Annotated in this window: 23 protein-coding genes; 6 read left to right on the top strand and 17 right to left on the bottom strand. The window is 62.9% G+C overall.

Annotated features, from left to right (window positions below):
* Positions 1–177: 177 nt before the first annotated feature.
* The 9 genes from NKI37_RS05625 to NKI37_RS05585 all read right to left on the bottom strand — a co-directional run bounded on the left by NKI37_RS05625 (position 178) and on the right by NKI37_RS05585 (position 8,102).
* Positions 178–906 (bottom strand): amino acid ABC transporter ATP-binding protein, encoded by a 729-nt coding sequence (locus NKI37_RS05625; RefSeq protein WP_023670319.1) that lies wholly within the window; start codon positions 904–906, stop codon positions 178–180.
* 70 nt (positions 907–976) lie between these two features.
* Complete coding sequence (locus tag NKI37_RS05620; protein WP_023821289.1) at positions 977–1,651, bottom strand: amino acid ABC transporter permease; 675 nt, start codon at positions 1,649–1,651, stop codon at positions 977–979.
* Entirely contained in the window at positions 1,648–2,325 is a 678-nt protein-coding gene (locus NKI37_RS05615) for an amino acid ABC transporter permease (protein ID WP_023695534.1), read from the bottom strand. Before NKI37_RS05615 ends, NKI37_RS05620 begins: the two co-directional genes overlap by 4 nt.
* Positions 2,326–2,461: 136 nt before the next feature.
* A complete protein-coding gene (locus NKI37_RS05610) occupies positions 2,462–3,250 on the bottom strand; it encodes an ABC transporter substrate-binding protein (RefSeq protein ID WP_023670322.1) in 789 nt (262 codons plus the stop codon).
* A gap of 96 nt (positions 3,251–3,346) precedes the next feature.
* On the bottom strand, positions 3,347–4,510 hold the full coding sequence (locus NKI37_RS05605) for a saccharopine dehydrogenase family protein (protein WP_352790564.1): 1,164 nt from the start codon (positions 4,508–4,510) through the stop codon (positions 3,347–3,349).
* Complete coding sequence (locus tag NKI37_RS05600; RefSeq protein WP_023670324.1) at positions 4,507–5,016, bottom strand: Lrp/AsnC family transcriptional regulator; 510 nt, start codon at positions 5,014–5,016, stop codon at positions 4,507–4,509. The genes NKI37_RS05605 and NKI37_RS05600 overlap by 4 nt, the downstream gene beginning before the upstream one ends.
* A 318-nt stretch (positions 5,017–5,334) precedes the next feature.
* Positions 5,335–6,378: an acyltransferase family protein gene (locus NKI37_RS05595; RefSeq protein WP_352654522.1), complete on the bottom strand. Its 1,044-nt coding sequence runs from the start codon at positions 6,376–6,378 to the stop codon at positions 5,335–5,337.
* A 172-nt stretch (positions 6,379–6,550) separates the two neighbouring features.
* Entirely contained in the window at positions 6,551–7,276 is a 726-nt protein-coding gene (locus NKI37_RS05590) for a 3-keto-5-aminohexanoate cleavage protein (RefSeq protein ID WP_023727806.1), read from the bottom strand.
* 352 nt (positions 7,277–7,628) lie between these two features.
* Complete coding sequence (locus NKI37_RS05585; protein ID WP_352790562.1) at positions 7,629–8,102, bottom strand: MarR family winged helix-turn-helix transcriptional regulator; 474 nt, start codon at positions 8,100–8,102, stop codon at positions 7,629–7,631.
* 154 nt (positions 8,103–8,256) lie between these two features.
* On the opposite strand from NKI37_RS05585, the gene NKI37_RS05580 reads away from it, so the two are divergent.
* The gene (locus NKI37_RS05580; RefSeq protein WP_352790560.1) at positions 8,257–9,099 is read left to right on the top strand and encodes a p-hydroxycinnamoyl CoA hydratase/lyase; all 843 of its coding nucleotides are present in this window, start codon (positions 8,257–8,259) and stop codon (positions 9,097–9,099) included.
* A 20-nt stretch (positions 9,100–9,119) separates the two neighbouring features.
* Entirely contained in the window at positions 9,120–10,616 is a 1,497-nt protein-coding gene (locus NKI37_RS05575; RefSeq protein ID WP_502897515.1) for an AMP-binding protein, read from the top strand.
* Between the two features lie 15 nt (positions 10,617–10,631).
* On the opposite strand, the gene NKI37_RS05570 is transcribed toward NKI37_RS05575, so the two are convergent.
* The 4 genes from NKI37_RS05570 to NKI37_RS05555 are packed head-to-tail and all read right to left on the bottom strand — an operon-like array spanning position 10,632 to position 14,720.
* Positions 10,632–11,939, bottom strand: a complete 1,308-nt coding sequence (locus NKI37_RS05570; RefSeq protein WP_352790556.1) for a c-type cytochrome — start codon at positions 11,937–11,939, stop codon at positions 10,632–10,634.
* Between the two features lie 10 nt (positions 11,940–11,949).
* A complete protein-coding gene (locus NKI37_RS05565) occupies positions 11,950–12,339 on the bottom strand; it encodes a hypothetical protein (RefSeq protein ID WP_352790554.1) in 390 nt (129 codons plus the stop codon).
* A complete protein-coding gene (locus NKI37_RS05560; protein ID WP_352790552.1) occupies positions 12,336–14,252 on the bottom strand; it encodes a xanthine dehydrogenase family protein molybdopterin-binding subunit in 1,917 nt (638 codons plus the stop codon). The genes NKI37_RS05565 and NKI37_RS05560 overlap by 4 nt, the downstream gene beginning before the upstream one ends.
* Positions 14,253–14,267: 15 nt before the next feature.
* Positions 14,268–14,720: a (2Fe-2S)-binding protein gene (locus NKI37_RS05555; protein ID WP_031197152.1), complete on the bottom strand. Its 453-nt coding sequence runs from the start codon at positions 14,718–14,720 to the stop codon at positions 14,268–14,270.
* Between the two features lie 174 nt (positions 14,721–14,894).
* Between NKI37_RS05555 and NKI37_RS05550 the strand changes: the two genes are divergently transcribed.
* Both NKI37_RS05550 and NKI37_RS05545 read left to right on the top strand, forming a co-directional pair.
* Positions 14,895–15,317 carry an OsmC family protein gene (locus NKI37_RS05550; protein ID WP_023670326.1) on the top strand — a complete coding sequence of 141 codons (423 nt, stop codon included), beginning with the start codon at positions 14,895–14,897 and terminating at the stop codon, positions 15,315–15,317.
* A 44-nt stretch (positions 15,318–15,361) separates the two neighbouring features.
* Positions 15,362–15,901: a carboxymuconolactone decarboxylase family protein gene (locus NKI37_RS05545; RefSeq protein WP_352790550.1), complete on the top strand. Its 540-nt coding sequence runs from the start codon at positions 15,362–15,364 to the stop codon at positions 15,899–15,901.
* Positions 15,902–15,947: 46 nt separating this feature from the next.
* On the opposite strand, the gene NKI37_RS05540 is transcribed toward NKI37_RS05545, so the two are convergent.
* Positions 15,948–16,406, bottom strand: coding sequence for a hypothetical protein (locus NKI37_RS05540; protein ID WP_352790548.1), 459 nt, complete (start codon positions 16,404–16,406; stop codon positions 15,948–15,950).
* A 65-nt stretch (positions 16,407–16,471) separates the two neighbouring features.
* Here NKI37_RS05540 and NKI37_RS05535 point away from each other — a divergent pair, with 65 nt between their 5' ends.
* Positions 16,472–17,215: a 2OG-Fe(II) oxygenase gene (locus NKI37_RS05535; protein ID WP_352790546.1), complete on the top strand. Its 744-nt coding sequence runs from the start codon at positions 16,472–16,474 to the stop codon at positions 17,213–17,215.
* 52 nt (positions 17,216–17,267) lie between these two features.
* Here the strand turns inward: NKI37_RS05535 and NKI37_RS05530 are convergent, their stop codons facing one another.
* The gene (locus NKI37_RS05530) at positions 17,268–17,588 is read right to left on the bottom strand and encodes an EthD family reductase (protein WP_352790544.1); all 321 of its coding nucleotides are present in this window, start codon (positions 17,586–17,588) and stop codon (positions 17,268–17,270) included.
* 222 nt (positions 17,589–17,810) lie between these two features.
* Between NKI37_RS05530 and NKI37_RS05525 the strand changes: the two genes are divergently transcribed.
* Positions 17,811–19,433 (top strand): ABC-F family ATP-binding cassette domain-containing protein, encoded by a 1,623-nt coding sequence (locus NKI37_RS05525; RefSeq protein WP_352790542.1) that lies wholly within the window; start codon positions 17,811–17,813, stop codon positions 19,431–19,433.
* Positions 19,434–19,478: 45 nt separating this feature from the next.
* On the opposite strand, the gene NKI37_RS05520 is transcribed toward NKI37_RS05525, so the two are convergent.
* Together NKI37_RS05520 and NKI37_RS05515 are read right to left on the bottom strand one after the other, a co-directional pair.
* Positions 19,479–22,100 carry a bifunctional diguanylate cyclase/phosphodiesterase gene (locus NKI37_RS05520; RefSeq protein ID WP_352790540.1) on the bottom strand — a complete coding sequence of 874 codons (2,622 nt, stop codon included), beginning with the start codon at positions 22,098–22,100 and terminating at the stop codon, positions 19,479–19,481.
* Between the two features lie 262 nt (positions 22,101–22,362).
* The gene (locus NKI37_RS05515; RefSeq protein ID WP_352790538.1) at positions 22,363–23,256 is read right to left on the bottom strand and encodes a hypothetical protein; all 894 of its coding nucleotides are present in this window, start codon (positions 23,254–23,256) and stop codon (positions 22,363–22,365) included.
* Between the last annotated feature and the right edge of the window lie 174 nt (positions 23,257–23,430).

Genomic DNA, 23,430 nt, shown 5'->3' with positions numbered 1-23,430 from the left:
GGATGGTACGGCTCTATCGACCACGCGCGAAGGTTCTGGACGGCACGTGGAAGGTCCCAGAGGCGTAGCCGGAGACCTAAACGTAGCCGATCCACTCTACCGGCGGCTCGTTGTTTGGCGCTGTGCGTCGACAGTTCCTGCCCCGCGGCCTTTCGGACGACCGGCTTTGGCTAAGCTCTAATGCCTTAGAATCTTGCTTAGAAAAGCCCGGCTGCGGTCGGTCTTCGGGTCGGAGAAAAACGCTTCCGGCGTGCCGCTTTCGACGATGGCGCCGGCGTCCATGAACACCACGCGCTGCGCCACCTTGCGGGCAAAGCCCATTTCGTGCGTTACCACCATCATGGTCATGCCTTCCTCGGCCACCGCGACCATGACGTCGAGCACTTCGGAAATCATCTCGGGATCGAGCGCCGAGGTCGGTTCGTCAAACAGCATGATCTTGGGGCGCATGCCGAGGCAGCGCGCGATGGCCACACGCTGCTGCTGGCCGCCGGACAGCTGTGACGGGTAGGCGTTGACCTTGTCGGCGAGGCCGACCTTGGCCAGCAAGTCGCGCCCGGCCTGCTCGGCCTCGGCGCGGGGGATCTTGCGCACATGGATCGGCGCCAGCGTGACGTTTTCCAGCGCCGTCTTGTGCGGGTAGAGGTTGAACGACTGGAAGACGAAGCCGATCTCGGTGCGCAGCTGCGTCATGTTGGTGGCGGGGTCGCCGAGGCGCTGGCCGTCGACGACGAGGTCGCCATCCTTGATCGCTTCCAGGCCGTTGATGCAGCGGATCAGCGTCGACTTGCCCGAACCACTTGGGCCGCAGACGACGACCACTTCGCGCGGCTCGACGCTGAGCGTGATGTCCTTCAGCACATTGAGCGAGCCGAACCATTTGTTGACGCCGCGAAAGTCGATCATGCCCGTTTTGGTCAGGTTTGTCTTGGTCGGGCTTGGATTGGTCATGGCGGTCAGCCCTTTGGGTTCGATGTCACAGCTGCACCTCGCCATGCCCCGCGCCCATGCGGCGCTCCAGCCGGCGGGCGAGCATGATCAGCGGATAGCAGACGACGAAATAGCCGACGCCGACCAGGAAGAAGACCAGCAGGCCGTTGGGCACACGCTGCACCACAAGCCAGCCGACGCGGGTGAGGTCGGTCAGCCCGATCGCCGAGACGACGGAGGAATCCTTGATCAAGAGTACATATTGCCCGACCAGCGGCGGCAGCACGATGCGCATCGCCTGCGGCAGCACCACCTGGCGCATGCGTTGCCAGCGCGACAGGCCAGACGCCAGAGCTGCCTCAACCTGGCCGGTCGGCACCGAGCGGATGCCGGCGGCGACGATCTCGCAGATGAAGCACGCGGCGAGGTTGGTGAGCGCGATGATGCCGGCCGTGAAGGCATCGAGCTCGATGCCGAATTCCGGCAGGATGAAGAAGATCAGGAAGATCTGCACCAGGAACGGCGTGCCGCGGATCAGGTCGACCCAGGCGCCGATCACGCTCGAGATCAGCCGGTTGCCGCCGGTGCGCAATATGCCGAGGCCGAAGCCAAGCAGCGTGCCCAGCACCAGGCTGATCGCCGACAGCATCACGGTCATGCCAAGGCCGCGCAAGGCGAGGGGGTAGCTGCCGGCCAGGCTTTGCAGCTGTTGCCAGATCATGTGCTGCTCCTTGCCGGCTGCAGACCGAGCCACCGACTGGACAGCCCCGCCAGTCCTTTGAGGCAGTAATAGAGCAGCAGATAGAAAGCGGCGATGGTGAGAAAGCCTTCCGCCGGCATGAAGCGGTCGGACGCCAGCAACTGGCCGGCGCGCGTCAGTTCGGAAACCGAGATCAGCGACAAAAGCGCGGAATCCTTGACCAGCACGATCGCCTGGCCGAGCAGCGGCGGGATCGTCACCTTGAAGGCTTGCGGCAGGATGACCAGGCGCATGCGCTGGACATAGGTCATTCCCGAGGCAACCCCGGCCTCGACCTGGCCGCGCGGGATCGACAGGATGCCGGCGCGGATGATTTCCGCGACATAGGCGCCGCTGTTCAGCGACAAAGCGATGATGCCGACGACGAGCTCGGGCAGGACGAAGCCGAGACGCGGCAGGCCGAAATAGAGGAAGTAGAGCTGCGCCAGCAACGGCGTGGCGCGCACGGCATCGATATAGCCCTTGGCCAGCACGCGAAACAGCTGGCCGCGCTGCAGGTTCATGGCGGCGAGCACGATGCCGACGGCCAGCGCGCCCGCAAAAGACAGCGCCGACAGCCACACGGTCGTGATCAGACCCTGCCCGAACAGCGGCAGATATTCGACGATGGTGCGGAAGCTGAAATTTTCGAGCATGGCGGTGAATTGTGAATGGTGAATGGGCAGTAGTGAGTAGTGAGTGGTGAGCAGTGAAGGGCGTCCGGAATGGCCGTTCACCATTCACCATTCACCATTCACTACTTCCTACTCACTACTCCCTGCTTACCTCTGCTTAGTGATCCTTCTTCCAGGCGTCGGAATTGACCCAGTAGTCGAGGTTCTTCTGCAAGCGGCCGTCGATGCTGACCTGGTTGAGGAACAGGTTCATCCAGATCAACAGGTCCGGCTCGTCGTAGCGGGTGGCGAAGGCAAGCGGCTCCTTCGACAACAGGTCCGGCATGATGGTGAAGGTGCCGGCGGGATAGGCTGTCGACTGACCCTTGACCGCCGAGACGTCGTTGACGCCGCAATCGGCTTGGCCGTTGTTGACCGCGTCGAGCAGCAGCGGGCCGCCGCCCTTGTAGCTCTTGATGTCGGCATCCGGGAAGGCGTTCTTGGCTTCCTTTTCGCCGGTGGCGCCTAACAGCACGGCGATCTTGGTGCCCTTGGCCTTGCAGTCCTCGGTTGTCTTGAACTTGCTGTCGGCCTTGGTGAAGACGGTGCTGCCCGTATACATGTAAGGTGTGGTGAAGGCGACCTTCATGCCGCGCGCCAGCGTCGGCGTCATGTCGGCGACGAGCAGGTCGGCCTTGCCCGAAAGCAGCGCCGGGATCAGCCCGTCCCAATCATAGTCGAGGAAGGTGATCTTGACACCCATTTCCTTGGCCATCAGTTCGGCGAGTTCGACCGAACTGCCGGTGCGCTCGCCGGCCGCGCCGACCAGCGAGAAGGGAGGTCCTTGCGTCTGTACCGCGACGCGCAGTTCGCCGCGCTTGGTGATCTCGTCGAGCGTTCCGGCACTGGCCGCCGTGGCGAGCCCCGCAAGCGCAAGTCCGGCGATAAAAAGTCTGGCAATCTTCATTTTGGCATTCCTCCTGTTATCGTTGTTATTCCACCCTTTTGGGTGTTTTTTGAGCGGAGGCACCGTTTGCCGGCGGCAGCCACCGTTCGAAAATCGTCAGTCCCAGGCCACCGTTTCGGTCACCTTGATGCCACGCCTCGCCAGCTCGTCAAAGAAGGGTTCGTCCGGCACATGCAGCAGCGGGTTGAGCAGGCCAGGTGTGGCGATCTCGCGCCGCGCCAGCGTCTGCGCCACGATGCTGGCGGGATAGCCGACGCCGAGGCTCATGCCGAACAGGCCGGATGCCAGGTCGCGTTCGATGATCAGGTCCGACGTCACCGTTTTGGCGCGGCCGCCCTCGAGACCGGAAAAGACATTGCGCATCACGCAAAGGTCCTTCTCGTCGGCGCCATATTGCAGTTGCGGGCCGAGCAGACGGCCGAGAAATTCGCGTGGGCTGGCGCCGGTGCCGGGCACCTTGTCTTCGGAGAGGAAGCCGAGTTCCTTCAGCGGCGCCCAGAACGCCGACCATCCCGGCCAGCGCAGCGTATAGCGGCCCGAGCGTTGCAATCCCTTGGCGGCTGCCAGCATCTCGACATAGTGCAGAGCGTCGCCATTGGGGAAAGCTTCCAGCCGGCCGAGGCCCGCGACCTCGATCTCGTGGATGAAGGCATTGTCGTGCTGCCGCCCGGCCGGCACTTCGACGCGCTTGCCATGCTCGATCATCACGCTGTCGCGGTTCTGGCTGACCAGAACCATGTCGAAATTCCAGCTTACCTTGTAGCAAAGCGGCTTCGCCATCGCCTTCGGTTCGGGGATGCCGCCGCAATAGGAATCGATCGAGGAGATCGTAGAGAACTGCTTTGCGGCGCGCGCATAGAGCACGAGGTCGATGCCGGGATCGAGCCCACATTCGGTCATGATCGAAACGCCGGCCTGTTCAGCCTCCGGCGCCAGATCGGCAATCGCCTTGCCGTAATTGGTAGTGACCAGCGGCGTGCGCGTTGCGATCGCGGCCTGCACCGCCTCGCGCATCAATGGCTGCGGCAACAGATCGATGGCGGCGTCGACATCCGCCAGCACGGTGGCAAGCGCCGGACCGATCGCGCCCTCGGGCATGACGAAACGCACGCGGGAAAGGTCGGTCAGCCCGGCAAGCCGGGCAGGGCCGTCAGCCGACGTATCGACGCAGACGACTTCCTCGACACCGGCGCTGGCGACGAGATCGGCGATGGCCGCCCGTCCCTGCAGGCCGAGGCCGCCGAGAACAGCTATTCTCATGCCGGCTCCTTGCGTGACGGTGTTTCTTCCGACCAGCAGCCTTCGGGAAGGCTGACCCATTTGTTGCATGAAGCCATGACGACGAAGGTTTCGCTGCGCACGACTTCCCCGGGAATGCCGGCGCCCGGAATCAGCTCGCTGGTGATGCGGTAGAGGTCGGCGACATCGCCGGCGACGGTCACGTCGACGATGATGTCGAAGCGCCCGGTAACCACCGAGGCCGAGTTGACGAAAGGCAGTTCGGCAATGCGCTGCGCCAGTTCCCGGGCGCGGCCACGTCCCTGAGCGTTGATGCCGACAATGGCCGAGATCAACTCGGGGCGTTCGGTCAGATTGAGCAGCCCGACGATCTTCAAGAGGTTGCGGTCGAGCAGATTGCGCAACCTTGAGCGCACCGTCGGCACCGAGATCGCCATCGTCTCGGCGAGCCGGTTGATGCCGGGCTGGGCATCCTGCGACAACAGCTTTACCAGCCGTCGATCGGTTTGATCGAGATGCTCACGCAAAGGCAAGGCTTTCATAATGGGAAAGAAACGATCGGATTTTCTTTCGGATATGAAAAATACCTTATGGGGAATTTTTAACAGCAGCAAGAGCTATGTCATCCCTCTGTGTCAGTTCCCGTGTGCGTTCAGGCAAGACAGGATGCATGTCGTCCCAAAACCGCTGCACATTTTGGGGCAGTCGAGGATGTGCGCGACAGCACTAGGTGAGGGAGTTCGAAGACGATCTTGCCGCGGCCGTGGTCGCTTGAACGCGACGGTAGGTCGTAGTGAGCAACGCACCCGAATGGCAGGCCGACCGAGCTGCGGCGTAGCCGCAACTCACGCCTTCACCTGATAAGCGGAGAGGCTCATTCGCGACATGGCCAAAAGCGGCCTTTCGATAAAACTATAACTCGCCAGGGACACGGCGATGCAGGCGGTGACAATAGCTATGCTTGCAAGCCATGGTGACACATTGGCGGTTGCAACGACAGGAGCGATCGCGAGCAGCACGATAGGATGGGTCAGATAGAGAGAGTAGGAAGCATCTCCCAGCCTTGCCAGCACGCGAGGAGCAAAAAGTCGGAAGTAGCTCTCCAGGCTGATGCAACCCGCGACAAGGATCAGCGCCGGGATACCTTGAGCAAGGGTTCGCGGCAAGTTGAAGCCAAGTACCATCACCAGTGTGGACACAATAGCGAACCCGACAGCCGAGGCGCCCAGGAAAGCCGGCAAACGCACCAGTCTGCCGACCAGATGGCCGACAGCCATGCCGGCAAGGAACTCAAACAGGATTGGCGTGGTATAGAAAAACAGCACAGTGTCGGCGGCGGGTTTGAAGATAATGCGTGCGGCTACGGCGATTGCAAAGACAACGCCAATCGTGGCCATTTGCGTCAGCGCACCAAAACCCATAGTCGCCGCGAACAGAATGTAAAACAGGATTTCCAGATTGAGCGTCCAACCCACGCCAAGCACTGGCTGGACATAGCCTGTGGCCGTATCGAGATAGGGCACGAAAAGCAGGCTATTGGTAATCTGCTCAAAGGACACTCCACGACCGGCAAACAGCCAAAGTGCGGCGACCATGAGGAAGGTCATGACCCAATAGAACGGAACGACGCGCGTGAACCGCTGCATCAAAAAAGCACGGTGGTCGCGATGTCTGTTCTCCGTCGAGAGAACCATGACAAAACCGCTGATGACGAAAAACAGGTCGACGCCGCTGTTTAGAATGGGAATAGGCAAATCGAGCACGCCTAGTGCGGCCGGAAGATGATAGATAACAACCATTAGGGCTGCTAGCCCCCGCAGGGTCTGTATCGATGTATATTGTTGAATCCGACGCGGCGCAGCGTGATCATTATCCGGAATGACGTTCATTAAAAAATGTCCCCGATGCCGGAGAATATTAACACCGATGAGATCGTTGATGCGACGATTAACTGCCGGTTTAATTAATACATAAAATTTGAATAGCTTTCACCGACTTTCGCGGCCCGGGCCTTGCGATCGCCATCGTCTCGGCGATGCCTTGGCGCGCTGCTTGTATGCGCTATCGCCCGGCCTGGAAGATCGCCACGGCTGCCGCCGTCAGCGCGGCATTGCCGGCCGCAACCGTGCCATCCGGCAGATGCTTCCCATCCTCCAGCCCGACGCGCGTCGACCAGTTGCGATCCGCCACACGGCGCACGAACGGCCACACCGTCGCGTTCTCGCCATGCAGCAGGATGGCACGGCGAATGCCGGCGCGCTCCAGGACCTGTTCGATGCCGTCGGCGACCGCAAAAGCCTCGTCTAGCGTCTGCTCGGAAATCTCGATCAGGACGCGCAGCACGCGCCCGCCATGGTCGAGGCTGACGAGACGCTCGGCGTCGGCGACTGAAGCCAGACCGGCTTCGATGCCGATGCCGCGCTGACGCAGGCTTTCCATGACGATGGGTGCTGCCGCCTCGCTGAGATTGACCGAGGCATAGTCCGGCAGTTCGCGCCAGGCGGCGATGGCGACCAGCGTGCTGACGTCGTCGTTCTCGATCCAGGCGCCGGTGGAGACGCCGATCAGCGTACCGGGGCATGCGCGGCGAAGTGCTGCGATCGTCGGGTCCATCGCCGCCGGCGAAAGGCTTTCGCGGCGGTCCGCTCCGCGCGCATGGACATGCAACTCGGCCGCGCCCGCGGCAATAGAAGCCGCCCCATCGCGCGCCATGGCTTCGGCGTCGAGCGGCAGCGTGGGGTGAAAATCGGCGGCGCGCGCGCCGTTGATGCAGGTCTGGACGATCATGGCTCTCGCGATCCTGTTGCCGATGGGCGAGCCTAGCAAAGGGCAGGGTGGAGAGGAAACGGGCGCGGTGAAGACTGCTGGCAGAGTGTTGCGCCAAACCTGGGCAATGCCGAGTTCCTTCGCACCCCCCTCTGGCCTGCCGGCCATCTCCCCCTCAAGGGGAGTGATCAGCTGCGCCTACGGCGTCGCAACGTTGGAGATTGGCGAAGGCAGAGGTGAGGTCCAATCTCCCCCCTTGAGGGGGAGATGCCCGGTAGGGCAGAGGGGGTGTCTCGCGGAAACCTCAGGTGGTGTTCGGCGTCGCCGCGCCCATCATCGCTACGATCAGCACCGAAGCACCCCGGCCTCCCTTTCAATCGCCGTCCTCGCTCCAGATCAGCCGTAACAGCCGCAGCAGTGTTGCCCGATCTTTTTTCGTCAGCCGTTGCAGGAACCGGTCCTCGTGGTTGCGCACTTTGAGCCGCCATGCCGGCATGGCGGCTTTGGCTGCCTTGGTCAGAGCGAGCACCTGCACGCGCCTGTCCTGCGCATGGTCATCGCGCTCGACCAGCCCGCGCTCCTCGAGTTCGGCCAGCAGCGGCGCCATGTTGGCGCTTTTCATGCCGAGCCGGCGGCAAAGCTCGGCGGCGCTGATGCCGGGCCGTTCGTCGATCAGCGCCAGCATGCCGTAGGTGACCGGGCGCAGTGAGGCATCGGCCATCTCGGCGGTGAAATCATTGAGCGCCAGGGTCGAAGCTCGCCGCAGATTGTAGCCGATCTGTGCGTCGAGCCTGTCTTCAGGCGCCACCCCAGCCACCTTGCCGCTGCGGTCCGATGTCTCGTCCATGCTGCAACCGATCGCTGCGACCAAGGTTCTTGTCAAGCAAAAAAGACTATGCAACATAGCAATTCTAAAAGCTATGTCACATAGCGATTGATGCAGGGGAAGAGCACAACTCTTCTCCCCGCCACACAGGAACGCAAGCGGGAGGAGAGTTGCCATGACCGAAGAGACCGTTGCCTTCGACATCGAGGACGGCATCGCCTGGGTGCGCTTCAACCGGCCTGAAAAACGAAATTGCATGAACCCGGCGCTCAACCGGCGCATGATGGAGGTGCTCGACCAGCTGGAATACCGCGATGATGTCGGCGTGCTGGTGCTGTCGGGCGAGGGCAGTGCGTGGTCGGCTGGCATGGACCTCAAGGAGTATTTTCGCGAGACCGAGGCCAAGGGGCTGGGCGCCGTCCGCAAGGCGCAAGGCGAGGCCTATGGCTGGTGGCGGCGGCTGCGCTGGTATCGCAAGCCGACCATTGCCATGGTCAATGGCTGGTGCTTTGGCGGCGGCTACGGCCCGCTGTTTGCCTGCGACCTCGCTTTCGCCGCCGACGAGGCGCAATTCGCTCTGTCGGAGATCAACTGGGGTATCCTGCCCGGCGGCGGCGCCACCAAGGTGGTGGTCGATCTCCTGTCGATGCGCGACGCCATGTATCACGCGCTGACCGGCGAGCTGATCGACGGCAGGAAGGCGGCGGCCTGGAAGCTGGTCAATGAAAGCCTGCCGCTGGCGGAGCTGAAGCCACGAGTTACCGAGGTGGCGAACATCCTGCTGAAGAAAAACCCGGTGGCGCTGAAGGCGACCAAGGATGCTATCCGCCGCGTCGGCGAGATGACCTACGACAATGCCGAGGACTATCTGGTGCGCGCGCAGGAAGCGGCCAATTCCTACGACAATGACGGCCGCAAGGAAGGCATCCGCCAGTTCATCGACGAAAAGAGCTACAAGCCCGGGCTCGGCGCCTATGACAAGCGAGGTGATCCCGGCGACCGACTGAGCCGAGAGTGAGGGCGCAATCCGGGGAGAAGATGCGAATGCCGGCCTGGACGACTTCAGACCCCGTGGCGCTGCACGCGGGCGCGCAGCCGCAGCGCGTCGCCTGCGTCGATCTCGCATCCGGGCGGCGCTGGACTTACCGTACGCTCGACGAGGCCATCCAGCGCGCCATGGCTGTGCTGGAAGACTACGGCATCGAGCCGGGACAACGCATCGCGACGCTCGCCCGCAACAGCGCCGATCTACTCATCGCGCAGCAGGCCGCCATGCGGCTCGGCGCCATCTTCGTGCCGGTCAACTGGCGCCTTTCCGTCGTCGAGCAGCAGACGGTCCTGGCCGATTGCGAGCCGGTGCTGCTGCTGCACGACGCGGCGCTGATTACGGCGCTGCCAAAAGGCTGTGTACCTGTGGAGGTCAGGGCCTTTGCCGCGGCGGTCGAAGCGCAAGCGCCCGCGCTACGACGCGCTTTGCCGGCGGGCGATGTACCGTCGATCGTCCTCTACACCTCCGGCACATCGGGCCGGCCCAAGGGTGTCATCCTGACCGAGGCCAATGCGTTCGCCACCGCGGTCAATTTCGGCGTGCTGGGGCGGGTCGGCAATTCCAGCATCTTCCTCTGCGACGCGCCGATGTTCCATGTCATCGGCCTCATCACCAGCCTGCGTCCGCCCTTGCTGCAGGGCGGCACCGTGCTGATCTCGCCCGGCTTCGAGGCCGGTCTCACCAACCGCCGTCTGGCAGACCCGGACCTCGGCGTCACCCACTATTTCTGCGTCCCGCAAATGGCACGGATGCTGCGCGACGGCACCGCGTTCGCGCCGGCGAACTGGACCACGCTGACGGCCATCTTTACCGGTGGCGCGCCCAATCCCGCCGCCGACATCCTTTGGTGGCTGGAGCAGGGCGTGCGCATGGTCGACGGCTTCGGCATGACCGAAGCCGGCACCGTGCTCGGCATGCCGGTCGAGGCACACCAGATCGCCCGCAAGGCCGGCTCCGCCGGCCTGCCGGCGCCGTCTTTGTCGCTGCGCATCGTGGACGAAGATGGCCACGACGCCGCAGCCGGCGAGCCGGGTGAGATATGGCTGTCAGGCCCCAATGTCACGCCGGGCTACTGGAACCGGCCCGATGAGACGGCGCAGGCCTTTACACCGGATGGCTGGTTCCGCACCGGCGACATTGCGCGCCGCGACGAAGATGGTTTCGTCACCCTCGTCGACCGCCGCAAGGACATGTTCATTTCGGGCGGCGAGAACGTCTATCCAGCCGAGGTCGAGATGGCGCTGCTCGATCATCCCGACATTTCGGAAGTCGCTGTCGTCGGGATCGCCGACGAGCGCTGGGGCGAGGTGGGGCGTGCCTTCGTCGTGCTGACGGCTGGCTGCGTCCTCGATCCGGCGGCGCTCGCGGCGCACTGTGCGGCTCGCATCGCCCGCTACAAGGTGCCGAAGGAATTCCTGCTCACCGACGCGTTGCCCCGCACCGCCTCCGGCAAGATTCAGAAACACATTTTGCGCGGCTGCCGGTGACCCCACCGCCGTCCTTCACTGCGCCCGCGCTTTGGCCACGTCGGCCGGTGTGATGGCGGATTGCTTGCCGCCGAAATGCGCCAGCACATAGTTGCCGAGCGCCGCGATCTCGACATTCGAATAGGCATTGGCGAAAGCCGGCATCGCCTGCTTGCCGAGCGGCGTCGTCATATGCGCGCCCTTCAGGATGACCTGGATGAGGTTTGTGCCATCGGGGTCATTGACCGTGCGGCTGCCGCGCAGCGCCGCATAAGGTGTCTGCAGCCCTTCGCCGTTCCATCCGTGACAGCTGGCACAGGCGCCCTGGAACAGCTTCAGGCCGAGCCCGCCTTGCGCCACTGAATCGGCAGACGGAGCGTAGGCGATGGACGTCGTCAGTGTTGCCGGCGGCTCGACTTCGACGATCGCCTTGTCGCTGCTGACTTGCGGCGGAACGGTTTTTACGTAAGTGACGATCGCCTTGATGTCTTCCGGCGTCAAATGGCGCAGGCTGTAGTCGACGGCTTCGCCCATGTTGCCGGTGGCCGCACCACGCCCTTCCGCATGACCCTTGGAGAGATAGTTGGACAGCTGCTCCTCGCTCCAGCTGCCGATGCCGGTCGTCTTGTCCGAACTGATGTTGTAGGCCTTCCAGCCCTGCAGTTCGGCGCCGGCGAATTTCTTGCTGTTGTCGAGCCCATAGAACAGGTTGCGGGGCGTGTGGCATTCGCCGCAATGCGCCATCGCTTCGGTGAGATAGGCGCCGCGGTTCCATTCCGCGCTCTGCTTTTCGTCTTGTGGTAACGGACCGTCGGGAACGAACAACAGGTTCCAGAACCGCAGGACATAACGCTGGTTGAACGGAAAACTCAGATCGTTCTTCGGCGCCTCGGCGTGCACCGGCGGCAGGCTGAACAGATAGGCCTTGATCGCCAGCGCATCTTCCGTGGTCATCCTGGCATAGGAGGCATAGGAAAAGGCCGGATAGAGATTGCGGCCTTGCTTGTCGATGCCCTGATGCAAGGCACGCACGAACTCCGCGTCGCTCCAGTCGCCGATGCCGGTTTCCTTGTCGGCGGTGATGTTTGGGGAATAGACGGTGCCGAACGGCAGCTTGAAGGCAACGCCGCCGGCATAGGGCTGGCCGCCTCCGGTTGTGTGGCAGGCGACGCAATCGGCGGCGCGCGTCAGATATTCGCCGCGATCGATCAGCGCCTGACCGGTCGGCAGTTTCGCCGCCGCCACGGAGACGTCCGGCAGCGACGCCGGTTTGAACAGGAAGATCGCAACGCCGGCGGCGATGACGACCACGACAGCGAGGAGGATGCGGATCAAGCTTCTCATGGCCTGGCCCTCACAGCGCTTCGGCTTCGGTTTCGATGCCGGTCTCCGGGCGCTCCCTGCTGTTCGCCAGCACCGCCAGCAAGGGTGCTGAGGGCGGCGGCACCATCGACACGCTGGTCTTATCGGCGCCGTCGCTCTTCAGCTGGTTGCGGTCGATGGGCAGGCTGCGCAGGCGTTTTCCCGTCGCGGCAAAGATCGCGTTGGCAAGGGCAGGCCCGGCCGAAACCGTTGCCGTCTCGCCGATGCCGCCGGGCGATTCCAGGCTCTTGACGTGATAGACCTCGATCTTCGGCGCCTCATTGTTGCGGAGGATGCGGTAGTCGTGAAAATTACTCTGGTCGACGCGGCCATTGCTGAAAGTGATGCCGCTGTAGAGCGCCGCCGACAGGCCGAAGATCAACCCGCCTTCGATCTGGCTTCGACCGTGTTTGGGTTGATGGCGATGCCGCAATCGACGGCCACCACCGCGCGCTGCAGCGTAATCTCGCCGGCCGCTGAAACCGAGATCTCCAGCACCGCGGCCATGAAGCTGCCGAAGGCATCGTGCAGGGAAATGCCGCGGCCGCTGCCGGCCGGAAGCGGCGAGCCCCATCCCGACTTTTCGGCCGCAAGCTTGAGCACGCCTGCGGCCCGCGGCTGGTTCTTTGTCAGCGCCCGGCGATACTCTACCGGATCCCTGCCCACCGAATGGGCGAGTTCGTCCATGAAACTTTCGACCACGAAGACATTGTGCGTCGGTCCGACGCCGCGCCACCAGGTGATCGGCACCGGCGGGTCCTCGCGCACCCAGTCGACCTGGATGACCGGCAGATCATAGGGCGGTTTGGCGGCGCCCTCGACGGCATCGTCGTCAAGCTTGTCCTGAGGCCAGCCGCCGGGGATGTAATTGCCCAACACCGAACCGCCGGCGACATGGTCGATCCACACCGTTGGCAGGCCGTCGGCGCCGAGACCGGCTGATATCCGGTCGTAGTAGGTCGGCCGGTAGAGATCGTGCTGGATGTCTTCTTCACGCGTCCAGATAACTTTGACCGGGTAGCTCACCTGTTTGGCGATCGCCACCGCCTGGCCGACATATTCGGCGACCAGCCGGCGGCCGAAGCCGCCGCCGATCAGGTGATTGTGCACGATGATCTTGTCGAGCGGAAAGCCCGTGACCTGTGCCGCCCAGCCTTGCGCCTGGGTGGGCACCTGGGTGCCGAGCCAGATCTCGCATTCATCGGCGCGCACATGCACGACGCAGTTGACCGGCTCCATCGGCGCATGGGCCAGGAACGGCAGCTCATAGCTCGCCTCGACCGTCTTGACGGCGGCTTTCAGCGCGCCGGCGACGTCGCCTTCCTGGCGCGCCATGATCGGTGTCTTGTTTTTGGACGCAGCCTTCAGCGTGTTCATCATATCGGCGCTTGAAAGCCTGGCGTTGGCGCCTTCGTCCCAGGTGATGGTGAGGGCCTCGAGGCCTTTCTTGGCCGCCCAGAAATGATCGCCGATCACGGCGACCGCATTGTCCAGCCTGACGATATCGCGCACGCCTGGGACGGCGCGTGCCGCCGTCTCGTCCACATCGCCGAGCTTGCCGCCGATCACCGGACAGGCGGCGACCGTCGCCACCTTCATGCCGGGCACGCGCACATCGATGCCGTAGACCACTGCGCCATTGACCTTGCCCGCCGTGTCGACCCGGCGCAGCGACTTGCCGATTAGCTGGAAATCCTTGGGGTCCTTGAGCTTGACGTCGCTCGGCACCGGTTGCTTGCCGGCTGCGTCGGCGAGCGCGCCATAGGCCAGCTGCCGGCCTGTCGGCAGATGCGTGACCACGCCAAGCTTGGCGCTGCATTCCGAAATCGGAACCGCCCATTGCGCGGCTGCTGCCGCAACCAGCATCGTGCGGGCAACGGCGCCTGCCTTGCGCAGCGATTCCCAGGTTACCCGCATCGAGGTCGAGCCGCCCGTTGCCTGGCCGCCAAGCGCAGCGGTGGCGTACAGCTTGTCGTTGGGCGGCGCGTCGACGACCTTCACCTGGTCCAGGCCGACTTCCAGTTCCTCGGCAATCAACGTCGCTTCGCCGGTGTGCGTGCCTTGGCCCATTTCGATGTTGGGCAGGATGAAAGTGATCTTGCCGTCGCTGTCGACGCGGATAAAAGCATCGGGTGAAAAGGCGGCGGTGACGTCGCCCTCGACGGGTTCGGCGGCGGCAAAACCGGGCCTGGTGCCGGCGCCCAGCATGGTGAAGCCGAGCAGAAGGCCGCTGCCCTGCAGGAAGGCACGGCGCGAGGTGAATTTTTGGGTGGGGGAGGAGGACGGCTTGCTCATGGCTGGCTATCTCCCTCAGGCCTTCGCGGCCTGTTTTATGGCCGCTCTTATTCGCGTGTAGGTGCCGCACCTGCAGATATTGCCGGACATGGCGGCGTCGATATCGCTGTCGCTCGGGTCGGGGTTGCGCTCCAGCAGCGCCGAGGCCGACATGATCTGGCCGGACTGGCAATAGCCGCACTGGATGACTTCAAGGTCGAGCCATGCCTGTTGCACTTTCTTGCCCGATGGCGTCGCATCGATCGCCTCGACGGTGGTGACATGGCGCGACCCAACCGACGCGACCGGCAACACGCAGGATCGCACCGGTTGCCCGTCAAGCTGCACCGTGCAGGCGCCGCACTGGGCGATGCCGCAACCGAACTTCGTGCCGGTCAGGCCGATGACATCGCGCAGCACCCACAGCAATGGCATATCGTCCGGCACGTCGACACTGCGATCCTCGCCGTTTACATTGAGCGCAATCATGGGCCTCTCCTCGGTTATCCGCATCCCCGTGGACAATGCAGTAGGCACCTGTTTGCCGGTAGTGTCTAATCACATGCATGTTGTTCGGCACCGCAACGCGTGTGCAAATCGCACTCGTGTGCGCGCCACAGTGCCCCTGATCTTTGCCGGGCTGCCGGCAGAAAGGTTTTTGCGATGGCTGAGTTGAAGGTCAGAACCCGCGTCACCGGCGCGACGGCGACGCTGCAGCCCGGCGGCTTGCCTTCCATCACCACTCCGACCGGCGGTGCAGTCGATGTCGTCACCGGCGTCAGCGCGCCGGGCTTCAATCCGCTCGACCTGCTCTACGCCTCGCTCGCCGCCTGCATGGTGCTGAGCGCGCGCATCGCCGCCTCCCGCCTCGGGGTTGCCGCCGCGCTTGGCGAGGTACGCGCCGAGGTCAGCGGCGAGAAGGCCAAGGACGAGCCGTCGCGCGTCGAAAGGCTCAACATCAGGCTCGACATCTCAGGCGATCTCGACGCTGCGACCAAGCAGCGGATCGTCGAGGACGCCGAAGCGATCTGCACGGTGTCCAACACGCTGCGCGCCGCGCCGCAATTGCATACGACGCTTGGGTGAGGGCTTCGCAGAATGCCTCGCTGCCACCAACCAAGGACCGTCCCATGGCCATGATCCCGCCGATCGACTACGCCTCGGCATCGCAAGACATCCGCGCCGAGCACGACAGGGAGCTTGGCCTTCGCGGACGCATGACCAACATGAAGCGCATCCTGCTGCATTCACCGGCGGCCCACCGCATCTATGCCGAATGGTTCACCCTGCGCGATCTGCTCAAGCCCGCACTCGACGACCGCGCTGTCTGGCTGTTGTCGCTGGCGATCTCCGAGAGATGCCGCGCCGAGATACCGCTTACCTTCTTCCGCCGCGCGCTGATCGACAGCGGTCTTGATCCCGAGGCGATCGAGCCCAGCGCTGAAGAAGCTTTGCTGATCGAATTCGGCAAGGCAGTCGCTGCCGATACCAACGCCGTTCCCGACGATGTCTGGGCGGCACTCAAGGCTAGCTACGACGACACACTGCTGGTCAACCTCGTCGCCTTCGCCGGCATCATTGTGGCGACCTGCCTGTTCACAAACGCGGCGAGGGTCGATCTGGACCCTGAGTTGGAGGCGTATCGCCGCAAGGGTGCCGATCCGGTCTGATGCGATCGATACGCAGTCGATCTGCAGTGGATATCGCCCGGAAGGATCAGCCGTAGTAGCCGGCTGCAAACAGCAAAAGTGTTTCCACCTGGGAGTCCGCTTCTTTTCCTATGGCTGTCCAGATGCTGATGCCGAGAGCATTCGAAATCGCGCTATCGATCTCGACCTTCACATTGGGGTCGGTTTGTCTCAAGAACCTCAGCGCAACCTCCATGGAAATCGGAAACAGCGACGCGCCACCCAGTTCCAAGATCGCAGGCGAGGTGAATTCTAGCGCTTCGAGTGCGCCATCGGCCTTGTAATAGGCGAATACTCCAAGGTCCGGCCAATAGTCGGCCGGAACGCTGGTTGGGCTCCGCCGGAAGACCTTGAGCTCTCCTGAAAAGAAGGATCTGACAGTCGCCTTAGACGATCCGAGAGGAAGCCCTTTGACGCCATTTAGCGGTTCGATCGAAAGATGCATGTACACAGTTAATCGCTGCCGGCAGCAGATGACAATGTTCATCGCAGGAATCGGGTGGCCCAGGCGCCTCGTTCGCCCCACTTTGACCGCAAGCAAAGGAGGCATCCATGACCATCCATTCGATAAGCACCAAACGCGCAGCCCATTCGGCCGAAGCGCGCATCGCAGCGCAGGACTGGAGTGCTCTGATCGGCGAACTGAACAGCCACGGCAGCACCGTCATGCCGGCGCTGCTTTCACCCGAGGAGTGCACCGAGATCGCCGGTCTCTATCCGCATGAGGACCATTTCCGCAGCCATGTGGTGATGGCCCGCCATGGCTTCGGCAAGGGCGAGTACCGCTATTTCCGCTATCCGCTGCCGGATCTGGTCGGTGGCCTGCGCACCGCGCTCTATCCCAGGCTCGCCGGCGTCGCCAACGACTGGAACGAACGCATGGGCGTGGCACGGCGCTATCCCGATGACCACGCCGCCTTCCTCCAGCTTTGCCACGAAAGCGGCCAAACGCGGCCGACGCCGCTTCTCCTGCAATATGGCCCCGGCGACTTCAACTGCCTCCATCAGGACCTCTATGGCGATCTCGCTTTTCCCCTGCAGGTGGCGATCCTGTTGTCGCAGCCCGGCGAGGATTTCACCGGCGGCGAATTCGTCCTGACCGAACAGCGCCCGCGCATGCAAAGCCGTGCCGAAGTGGTGCCGCTGACCCGGGGCGATGCGGTGATCTTTGCTGTCCACAACCGCCCGGTGCAAGGCACGAAAGGCCATTACCGCGTCAACCTCAGGCACGGCGTCAGCCGCCTGCGCTCCGGCAGGCGGCATACAGTGGGGATCATCTTCCACGACGCGAAGTAACGTCGTCCGCTTCGGCGCGGCTCCTTCGTTCCACTCCGAGATCGGCTAAGATTCACACTTCGTCGACGTCGAACAGCAGCATCGTCAAGTCATCGTCTCCTGGGGCGAGTATACGCCGGTCAGCGGCGCAGGCAATGCCGATTTCGGTGGCAAATGCGCTCTGCATATCGGCGAGGCTGTCGAAATAGAGTGTCCCGACCAGATACGGAATCTCGCCCGCCGAGCGCTTGATGATGGGCCGCCTGCTGATGTCGTAGCGCCGCAGGCCGGGAAGCTTCTTGGCCAGCGGCACATGAGCCTCGAAATAGTGCCGGTCGAACGCCTCCGGATCAGCCGGGGTTTTGTAGATCACGAGCATCTTGGCCATCGTCATATTCCTGCCTGTTGGTGTCGCTGTTTGGGGGCCATGCAGGCCGCCGTGCCAATGTCGGTCCGCGAGGGCGGTTTTCGACAATCGCTGGATTTTTGTTTTCGAGCGCGATGACGGGGTCCTCGCCACCATCTGTGGCGCTTCTGCCTCTTTCCTCCTTGCGCTCATTCGCGTATGGCCCCGGGCAAATCCCTCAACTTTGCACCAACTCCCCCGGACCGCCTCATGATCCGTCTTGAAAGCATCAGCAAACAGAACGGCCGCCAGCTTGTCTTCATCGAGGCCTCGGCCTCGCTACAGAAGGGCGAGAAGATCGGCCTTGTCGGTCCGAACGGCGCCGGCAAGACGACTTTGTTTCGCATGATTACCGGCCAGGAGCAGCCCGACGAGGGCCAGGTGCAGGTCGATCGCGGCGTCACCATCGGCTATTTCAGCCAGGATGTCGGCGACATGGCCGGCCACAGTGCTGTGGCCGAAGTGATGAACGGCGCCGGGCCGGTCAGCGACGTGGCGGCCGAAATGGCCGAACTCGAGGCGGCCATGGCCGATCCCGAGCAGGCCGACCGGATGGATGAGATCATCGAGAAATATGGCGAGGCGCAGCACCGTTTCGAGGAACTCGACGGCTATGCGCTCGATGGCCGCGCCCGCGAAGTGCTGGACGGCCTGGGCTTCAGCCAGGAAATGATGGACGGCGATGTCGGCAAACTGTCCGGCGGCTGGAAGATGCGCGTGGCGCTGGCCCGCATCCTGTTGATGCGGCCCGATGTCATGCTGCTCGACGAACCGTCCAACCATCTCGATCTCGAAAGCCTGATCTGGCTGGAGCAGTTCCTGAAAGGTTATGAGGGCGCGCTGCTGATGACCTCGCACGACCGCGAGTTCATGAACCGCATCGTCAACAAGGTGGTCGAGATCGACGCCGGTTCGCTCACCGCCTATTCCGGCAATTACGAATTCTACCAGCAGCAGCGGGCGATCGCCGACAAGCAGCAGCAGGCGCAGTTCGAGCGCCAGCAGGCCATGCTGGCCAAGGAGATCGCTTTCATCGAGCGCTTCAAGGCGCGGGCGTCACACGCCGCCCAGGTGCAGAGCCGGGTGAAGAAGCTCGACAAGATCGATCGTGTCGAGCCGCCCAAGCGCCGTCAGATCGTGAATTTCGATTTTCAGCCGGCGCCGCGCTGCGGCGAGGATGTCGTGACGCTGAAGAACGTCCACAAGGGCTATGGCAGCCGCTCGATCTATGAGGGGCTGGACTTCCAGGTCCGCCGCCGCGAGCGCTGGTGCATCATGGGCGTCAACGGCGCCGGCAAGTCGACACTGCTGAAGCTGGTGGCCGGCGCGTCTGACCCGGATGCCGGCACAGTTGCTCGGGGGCCGAGTGTGAAAATGGGCTATTTCGCCCAGCACGCCATGGAGGTGTTGGAGGGCGAACGCACCGTGTTCCAGACGCTGGAGGACGCGTTTCCGCAAGCCGGCCAGGCGCCGCTCAGGGCACTCGCCGGCTGCTTCGGCTTTTCCGGCGACGAGATCGAGAAGAAATGCCGGGTGCTGTCGGGCGGCGAAAAGGCGCGCCTGGTAATGGCGCTGATGCTGTTCGACCCGCCCAACCTGCTGGTGCTGGACGAGCCGACCAACCATTTGGACATCGCCACAAAGGAGATGCTGATCACGGCGCTGTCGCAATACGAAGGCACCATGCTGTTCGTCTCGCACGACCGCCATTTCCTGGCCGCACTCTCCAACCGCGTGATGGAACTGACGCCAGAAGGCATCCACACCTATGGCGGCGGCTATACCGAATATGTGGAGAGGACCGGGCACGAGGCGCCGGGGCTGCGGACCTGACGCAGGTCCTGCGTCCGCATTTGCGTCCGGCAAAGCCAGGATTTGTCAGCTCGCCGCCAGCCATTTGCGCGACTGCGCGAAGGCCTTGAAGGCTTTGGCATCCATCGGGTAGCCGAACAGGAAGCCTTGCAGGATGTCGCAGCCAAGCTCTTTCAGGATGCGCGCGTGCTCCATCGTCTCGACGCCCTCGGCGATCACTTCGATCCCGAGCGACTTGCCGATGTCGATGATGGACGACACAAGCTGCCGCTGTGCGGTTGAGCTGGTGATGGGGGTGACCAGCTGGCGGTCGATCTTGAGGCGACGGGGCCGCAACTTCAACAGCGAGACGATCGAGGCATGCCCGGTGCCGAAATCGTCGATCTCGACGTCGATGCCGAGCCCCTTGATGTGTTCGATGTTCCAGCTGACCAGCTCGTCGTTTTCGTCGAGGAAAATCGACTCCACCAGTTCGAACGACACGGTCCCTTCCTTGATGGGAAGCTTGCGCAAACCCTTGATCAGGTCCCTGTCTTCCAGGCGCCGTGCGGAAACGTTGACCGAGACGCGCGGGATGTTGAGGTGGCTGCGCGACCAACGCTCGAAATTATCGAGCGCCTGCTCCAGGACGGTGCGGTCGATAAGCGCCACGACATTGAGTTCTTCAGCCACCTTGATGTAGGCGTCGGGGGTCAGCATGCCGCGTTGCGGGTGATCCCAACGCGACAGCGCCTCGACGCCGACGATCTCCAGCGTCTTGGCGTCGAACTGCGGCTGATAGTAGACGATGAATTCGTTCCGCTCGAGCCCGCCCAGAATCTCATCGGCGGTCTGCTTGGTCCGCACGATCTCGCTCTGCAGCTCTTCGTTGAAAAACTCGTAGCGGTTGCGGCCGCGGCCTTTCGCCCGGTACAGCGCCAGATCGGCATTGACAAGCAACTGCCTTGCATCGACGCCGCTATTGGCCGCAATGCCGATGCTGACGCCGAACCGGCACTGGTGACCCAGATAGTCGACCGGCTGGCGCATCGCATCGATAATGTGGTCGGCCAGCGCGGCGAGTTCCTTGTCGTCGCGTCCATGGCTCAGCACGACAAACTCGTCGCCGCCGATGCGCGCAACGAAATCGGCACTGCCGACGCTGGCCTTGATGACTTTCGAAGCATGCACCAGCAATGCATCGCCCGCTGCATGGCCGAGCGTGTCGTTGATCTGCTTGAACCGGTCAAGGTCGAGATGCAGCAACGCCGCACGGCCGTCGGCTTCGCGGTTTTCGGCAAGCATCTCGTCCAGATACCGACGGTTGGGCAGACCGGTCAGCGAATCATGCATCGCGACATGCTCGATGCGGGCTTTGGCCAGGTTCAGTTCGGCATTTTTCGATTCTGAAAGGCGACGTTCACGCACGAGATTCTCGTTGAGCAGCACGTCGCCTGTCACATCCCATTCGGCGCCGATCATTTTTGGCGTGCCGTCGATGTCCCGGAAGAAACTGGCGCGGGTGCGCACATGGCGAATGGTGCCGTCCGGCCGCAGGAGCCGATACTGCGAAGAGTAGGGGCCTTGTGTTGCAACAGCCGAATCGAAATCTGCTTTAGCCCGTTCGAAGTCTTGGGGATGGATCGCCAGCGCCCAGTCGTCATAGCTACGGGTCTTGCCGCCGCCGGGTTTGCCATAGATTTCGTTGATGCGGTCGTCCCATACGAGTTCGTTGCTGACGGTATCGTGCTCCCACACGCCTATAGCAGAGGCTTCCAACGCCAACTCCAGCCGCCGGGACAGGCGCCTCAACTCGGCGTCATTTTTCTGCCGCTCACCGAAAAGACGTCCTGCCACGAGGATCGGCAGCACCACCAGCGCGCCGGCAAGCGCCATGAGCAGACGCAACAGCCACTCATTTTTCGGAGCGGTCGGCCAGCCGCCCTTCGGTATGGCTGAAATTTGCCAGGAGCCTGAAGGCAATTGCACCTCTGCCATCACCGGATTGCCGGACACGACATTATCGCCGCCGAAGAACAGTTCCCCGCCGCCGCCGAGCGCATCCTTGCCGATAAGCGCCACATCGATATCCAGATCAGGGTCGGTCAGTCCGCTGGCAGCGTAGAGCCGATCGACATCGATCACGGCCGAGACGATACCCCAAAAACGGTCGCCGCCACCCGCCGTCGGCACGAAGACCGGGATACGGCCGATGAAGCCACGTCCGCCTTGCGCCAGTTTGACCGGCCCGGCGAGCACCAGCGCGCGCTGGTCACGGGCGCGAAGCGCGGCCATGCGTTGCGTATCGCTCTTGCGGTAGTCCAGCCCGATGGCTTTTTCATTGCCTTCCAGCGGATACATCAGCGCGATGACGAGGTCGGGGGCGCCGGCAATATCGCGCAACTGCGATTTTTGCTCGAACAGATTACGGGCGAGTGCCGCAAATCTTTGCTGGCCCATATAAGGCTCGGTAACGATTGTCGAAACGAGACCCTGAACCAGCTGGAGATTGCCGCCTATGTTGCCTTCGAGCTTGGCGCGTATGATGTTGACCTTGGCCAGGACGTCGGCGCGCGCCAGCTGATCGGAGACCTCTCTGTTCCTCTGGTCGGCAACCAGGGCGCAGACGAGAAGCACGACAAAGGCAATCGCCGCCGGCAAGTTGGCGGAAGAAAAAACGGCCCGTTTCAACCGGCCGGAATTGAGCATTGCACCTGCCAACTCGATCCGAAGACCTTTCCAGGACAGTAGTCCTTCGGTCGACCATAGTAGCTAAAGCTTAAGTTTGAGCTTCGAGACGAATCCGAGAACAAACGGTAAGCTTTTGGCTGCCAGGGTCCAGCCGAAATCTGAATGAGTGTCCGAAAGTAGGACGCCAGGTTGCAGCGTTCTGCAACCCAGCGGCGAAGTCATATTCGCCTCAGATTGCAACAAGCCGCCTGATCTTGCCGCGCGGGCCCTTGCGGGAGGCTTACTTCCCAGCCATTTGATCGGCCAGCGCCTGCGCCTGGGCGAGCAGCGCCGGGAAAGCCGGGTCAGCCGGCAGGCGCTGCGCCATGCAGGCCCGGTAGTCGCTGTCGCCCTTGTCCCAGGCGGCGTTGGAGGACTCGAACGCTTTTTCGTCCTTCAGGTCCGATGCCTGGTAGGCCTCCTGGAATTTCTGCGCGGCGGCGTCCGCAGCAGCCCACACGGCGTCGCAGGCGGCGATCTTCGGAACGGCAGGGGCTGCCGGCGCTGCGATAATTCTCACGCTGTTGCCTTTGACGAGCGTAACGATGACTTCCTGCTCATAGATCGGCCCGACGTCCTGCGTCCAGCCGCCGAGCCGTGCGAAGGCGATGTCGGCGCCTTCGGGTTTCTTCAATGGAAAGTCGAGCGTTCCCTCGAAGGCGGCGTCGCTGTTGATCGCCTGGGTATAGAAGGCATCCAGCTTAAGCGCCTCATCGATGCCGGCGGGCAGTTTGAAACTTTCGTCGGTCTCGGCGGTTCTGGACTGGAGCCAGCGCTCCAGCAGCCCTCGCGTCGTTGCCACCAGACTGGGGCCGTCGTCGTCCTTGGTGTTTCGCAGCCCATCGAGCATGCCATAGCCGATATCGGAATCGCTGAGGCTTTCGATATTGATTGTGCCGGTTGGCGGAAAGTCCTTGACCGCCAGCGGACCGATGATGCCGGCAAGACGCTGCTGGAGGTCGGCCAGCGCCTTCTCGTTCTCAGCGTCGATGGTCTCGATTGCCGCGTTCGCGCTGTTCAGCGCCGCGATATCAGCCATCGCCTTGTCACGCGCGGCGACATAGTCGTCCTCCGGCGAGGCCGCGAAAGCCACGCTGCTCACCAGCGCAAACAGAAACTTCCAGACCCACCGCATGATATAAACCCTGCTCTACGTTCGATTCCAAGGATACATGACAACATTGGGCTGAAAAAAGACGGCGTTGGAGCTGCAGATCTCTCCCCTTGAGGGGGAGATGGCCGGCAGGCCAGAGGGGGTCGCCGCGCGTGAAGCGCTGACTCCTTTTGCAGCGCGAGACGACGTTAGCGC

The organism is Mesorhizobium sp. M0626 (assembly GCF_040320665.1).
Taxonomy (GTDB): domain Bacteria; phylum Pseudomonadota; class Alphaproteobacteria; order Rhizobiales; family Rhizobiaceae; genus Mesorhizobium.
The sequence above is the reverse complement of the archived record's forward strand: the minus strand, read 5'-3'. Positions and strand labels throughout refer to the sequence as shown.

What these genes read in the sequence shown, in the direction of transcription:
- NKI37_RS05625 (WP_023670319.1), bottom strand. Translation starts at nt 906, where the DNA reads ATGATCGACTTTCGCGGCGTCAACAAATGGTTCGGCTCGCTCAATGTG.
- NKI37_RS05620 (WP_023821289.1), bottom strand. Translation starts at nt 1,651, where the DNA reads ATGATCTGGCAACAGCTGCAAAGCCTGGCCGGCAGCTACCCCCTCGCC.
- NKI37_RS05615 (WP_023695534.1), bottom strand. Translation starts at nt 2,325, where the DNA reads ATGCTCGAAAATTTCAGCTTCCGCACCATCGTCGAATATCTGCCGCTG.
- NKI37_RS05610 (WP_023670322.1), bottom strand. Translation starts at nt 3,250, where the DNA reads ATGAAGATTGCCAGACTTTTTATCGCCGGACTTGCGCTTGCGGGGCTC.
- NKI37_RS05605 (WP_352790564.1), bottom strand. Translation starts at nt 4,510, where the DNA reads ATGAGAATAGCTGTTCTCGGCGGCCTCGGCCTGCAGGGACGGGCGGCC.
- NKI37_RS05595 (WP_352654522.1), bottom strand. Translation starts at nt 6,378, where the DNA reads ATGAACGTCATTCCGGATAATGATCACGCTGCGCCGCGTCGGATTCAA.
- NKI37_RS05590 (WP_023727806.1), bottom strand. Translation starts at nt 7,276, where the DNA reads ATGATCGTCCAGACCTGCATCAACGGCGCGCGCGCCGCCGATTTTCAC.
- NKI37_RS05585 (WP_352790562.1), bottom strand. Translation starts at nt 8,102, where the DNA reads ATGGACGAGACATCGGACCGCAGCGGCAAGGTGGCTGGGGTGGCGCCT.
- NKI37_RS05580 (WP_352790560.1), top strand. Translation starts at nt 8,257, where the DNA reads ATGACCGAAGAGACCGTTGCCTTCGACATCGAGGACGGCATCGCCTGG.
- NKI37_RS05575 (WP_502897515.1), top strand. Translation starts at nt 9,120, where the DNA reads ATGCGAATGCCGGCCTGGACGACTTCAGACCCCGTGGCGCTGCACGCG.
- NKI37_RS05570 (WP_352790556.1), bottom strand. Translation starts at nt 11,939, where the DNA reads ATGAGAAGCTTGATCCGCATCCTCCTCGCTGTCGTGGTCGTCATCGCC.
- NKI37_RS05560 (WP_352790552.1), bottom strand. Translation starts at nt 14,252, where the DNA reads ATGAGCAAGCCGTCCTCCTCCCCCACCCAAAAATTCACCTCGCGCCGT.
- NKI37_RS05555 (WP_031197152.1), bottom strand. Translation starts at nt 14,720, where the DNA reads ATGATTGCGCTCAATGTAAACGGCGAGGATCGCAGTGTCGACGTGCCG.
- NKI37_RS05550 (WP_023670326.1), top strand. Translation starts at nt 14,895, where the DNA reads ATGGCTGAGTTGAAGGTCAGAACCCGCGTCACCGGCGCGACGGCGACG.
- NKI37_RS05545 (WP_352790550.1), top strand. Translation starts at nt 15,362, where the DNA reads ATGGCCATGATCCCGCCGATCGACTACGCCTCGGCATCGCAAGACATC.
- NKI37_RS05540 (WP_352790548.1), bottom strand. Translation starts at nt 16,406, where the DNA reads ATGAACATTGTCATCTGCTGCCGGCAGCGATTAACTGTGTACATGCAT.
- NKI37_RS05535 (WP_352790546.1), top strand. Translation starts at nt 16,472, where the DNA reads ATGACCATCCATTCGATAAGCACCAAACGCGCAGCCCATTCGGCCGAA.
- NKI37_RS05530 (WP_352790544.1), bottom strand. Translation starts at nt 17,588, where the DNA reads ATGACGATGGCCAAGATGCTCGTGATCTACAAAACCCCGGCTGATCCG.
- NKI37_RS05525 (WP_352790542.1), top strand. Translation starts at nt 17,811, where the DNA reads ATGATCCGTCTTGAAAGCATCAGCAAACAGAACGGCCGCCAGCTTGTC.
- NKI37_RS05520 (WP_352790540.1), bottom strand. Translation starts at nt 22,100, where the DNA reads ATGCTCAATTCCGGCCGGTTGAAACGGGCCGTTTTTTCTTCCGCCAAC.
- NKI37_RS05515 (WP_352790538.1), bottom strand. Translation starts at nt 23,256, where the DNA reads ATGCGGTGGGTCTGGAAGTTTCTGTTTGCGCTGGTGAGCAGCGTGGCT.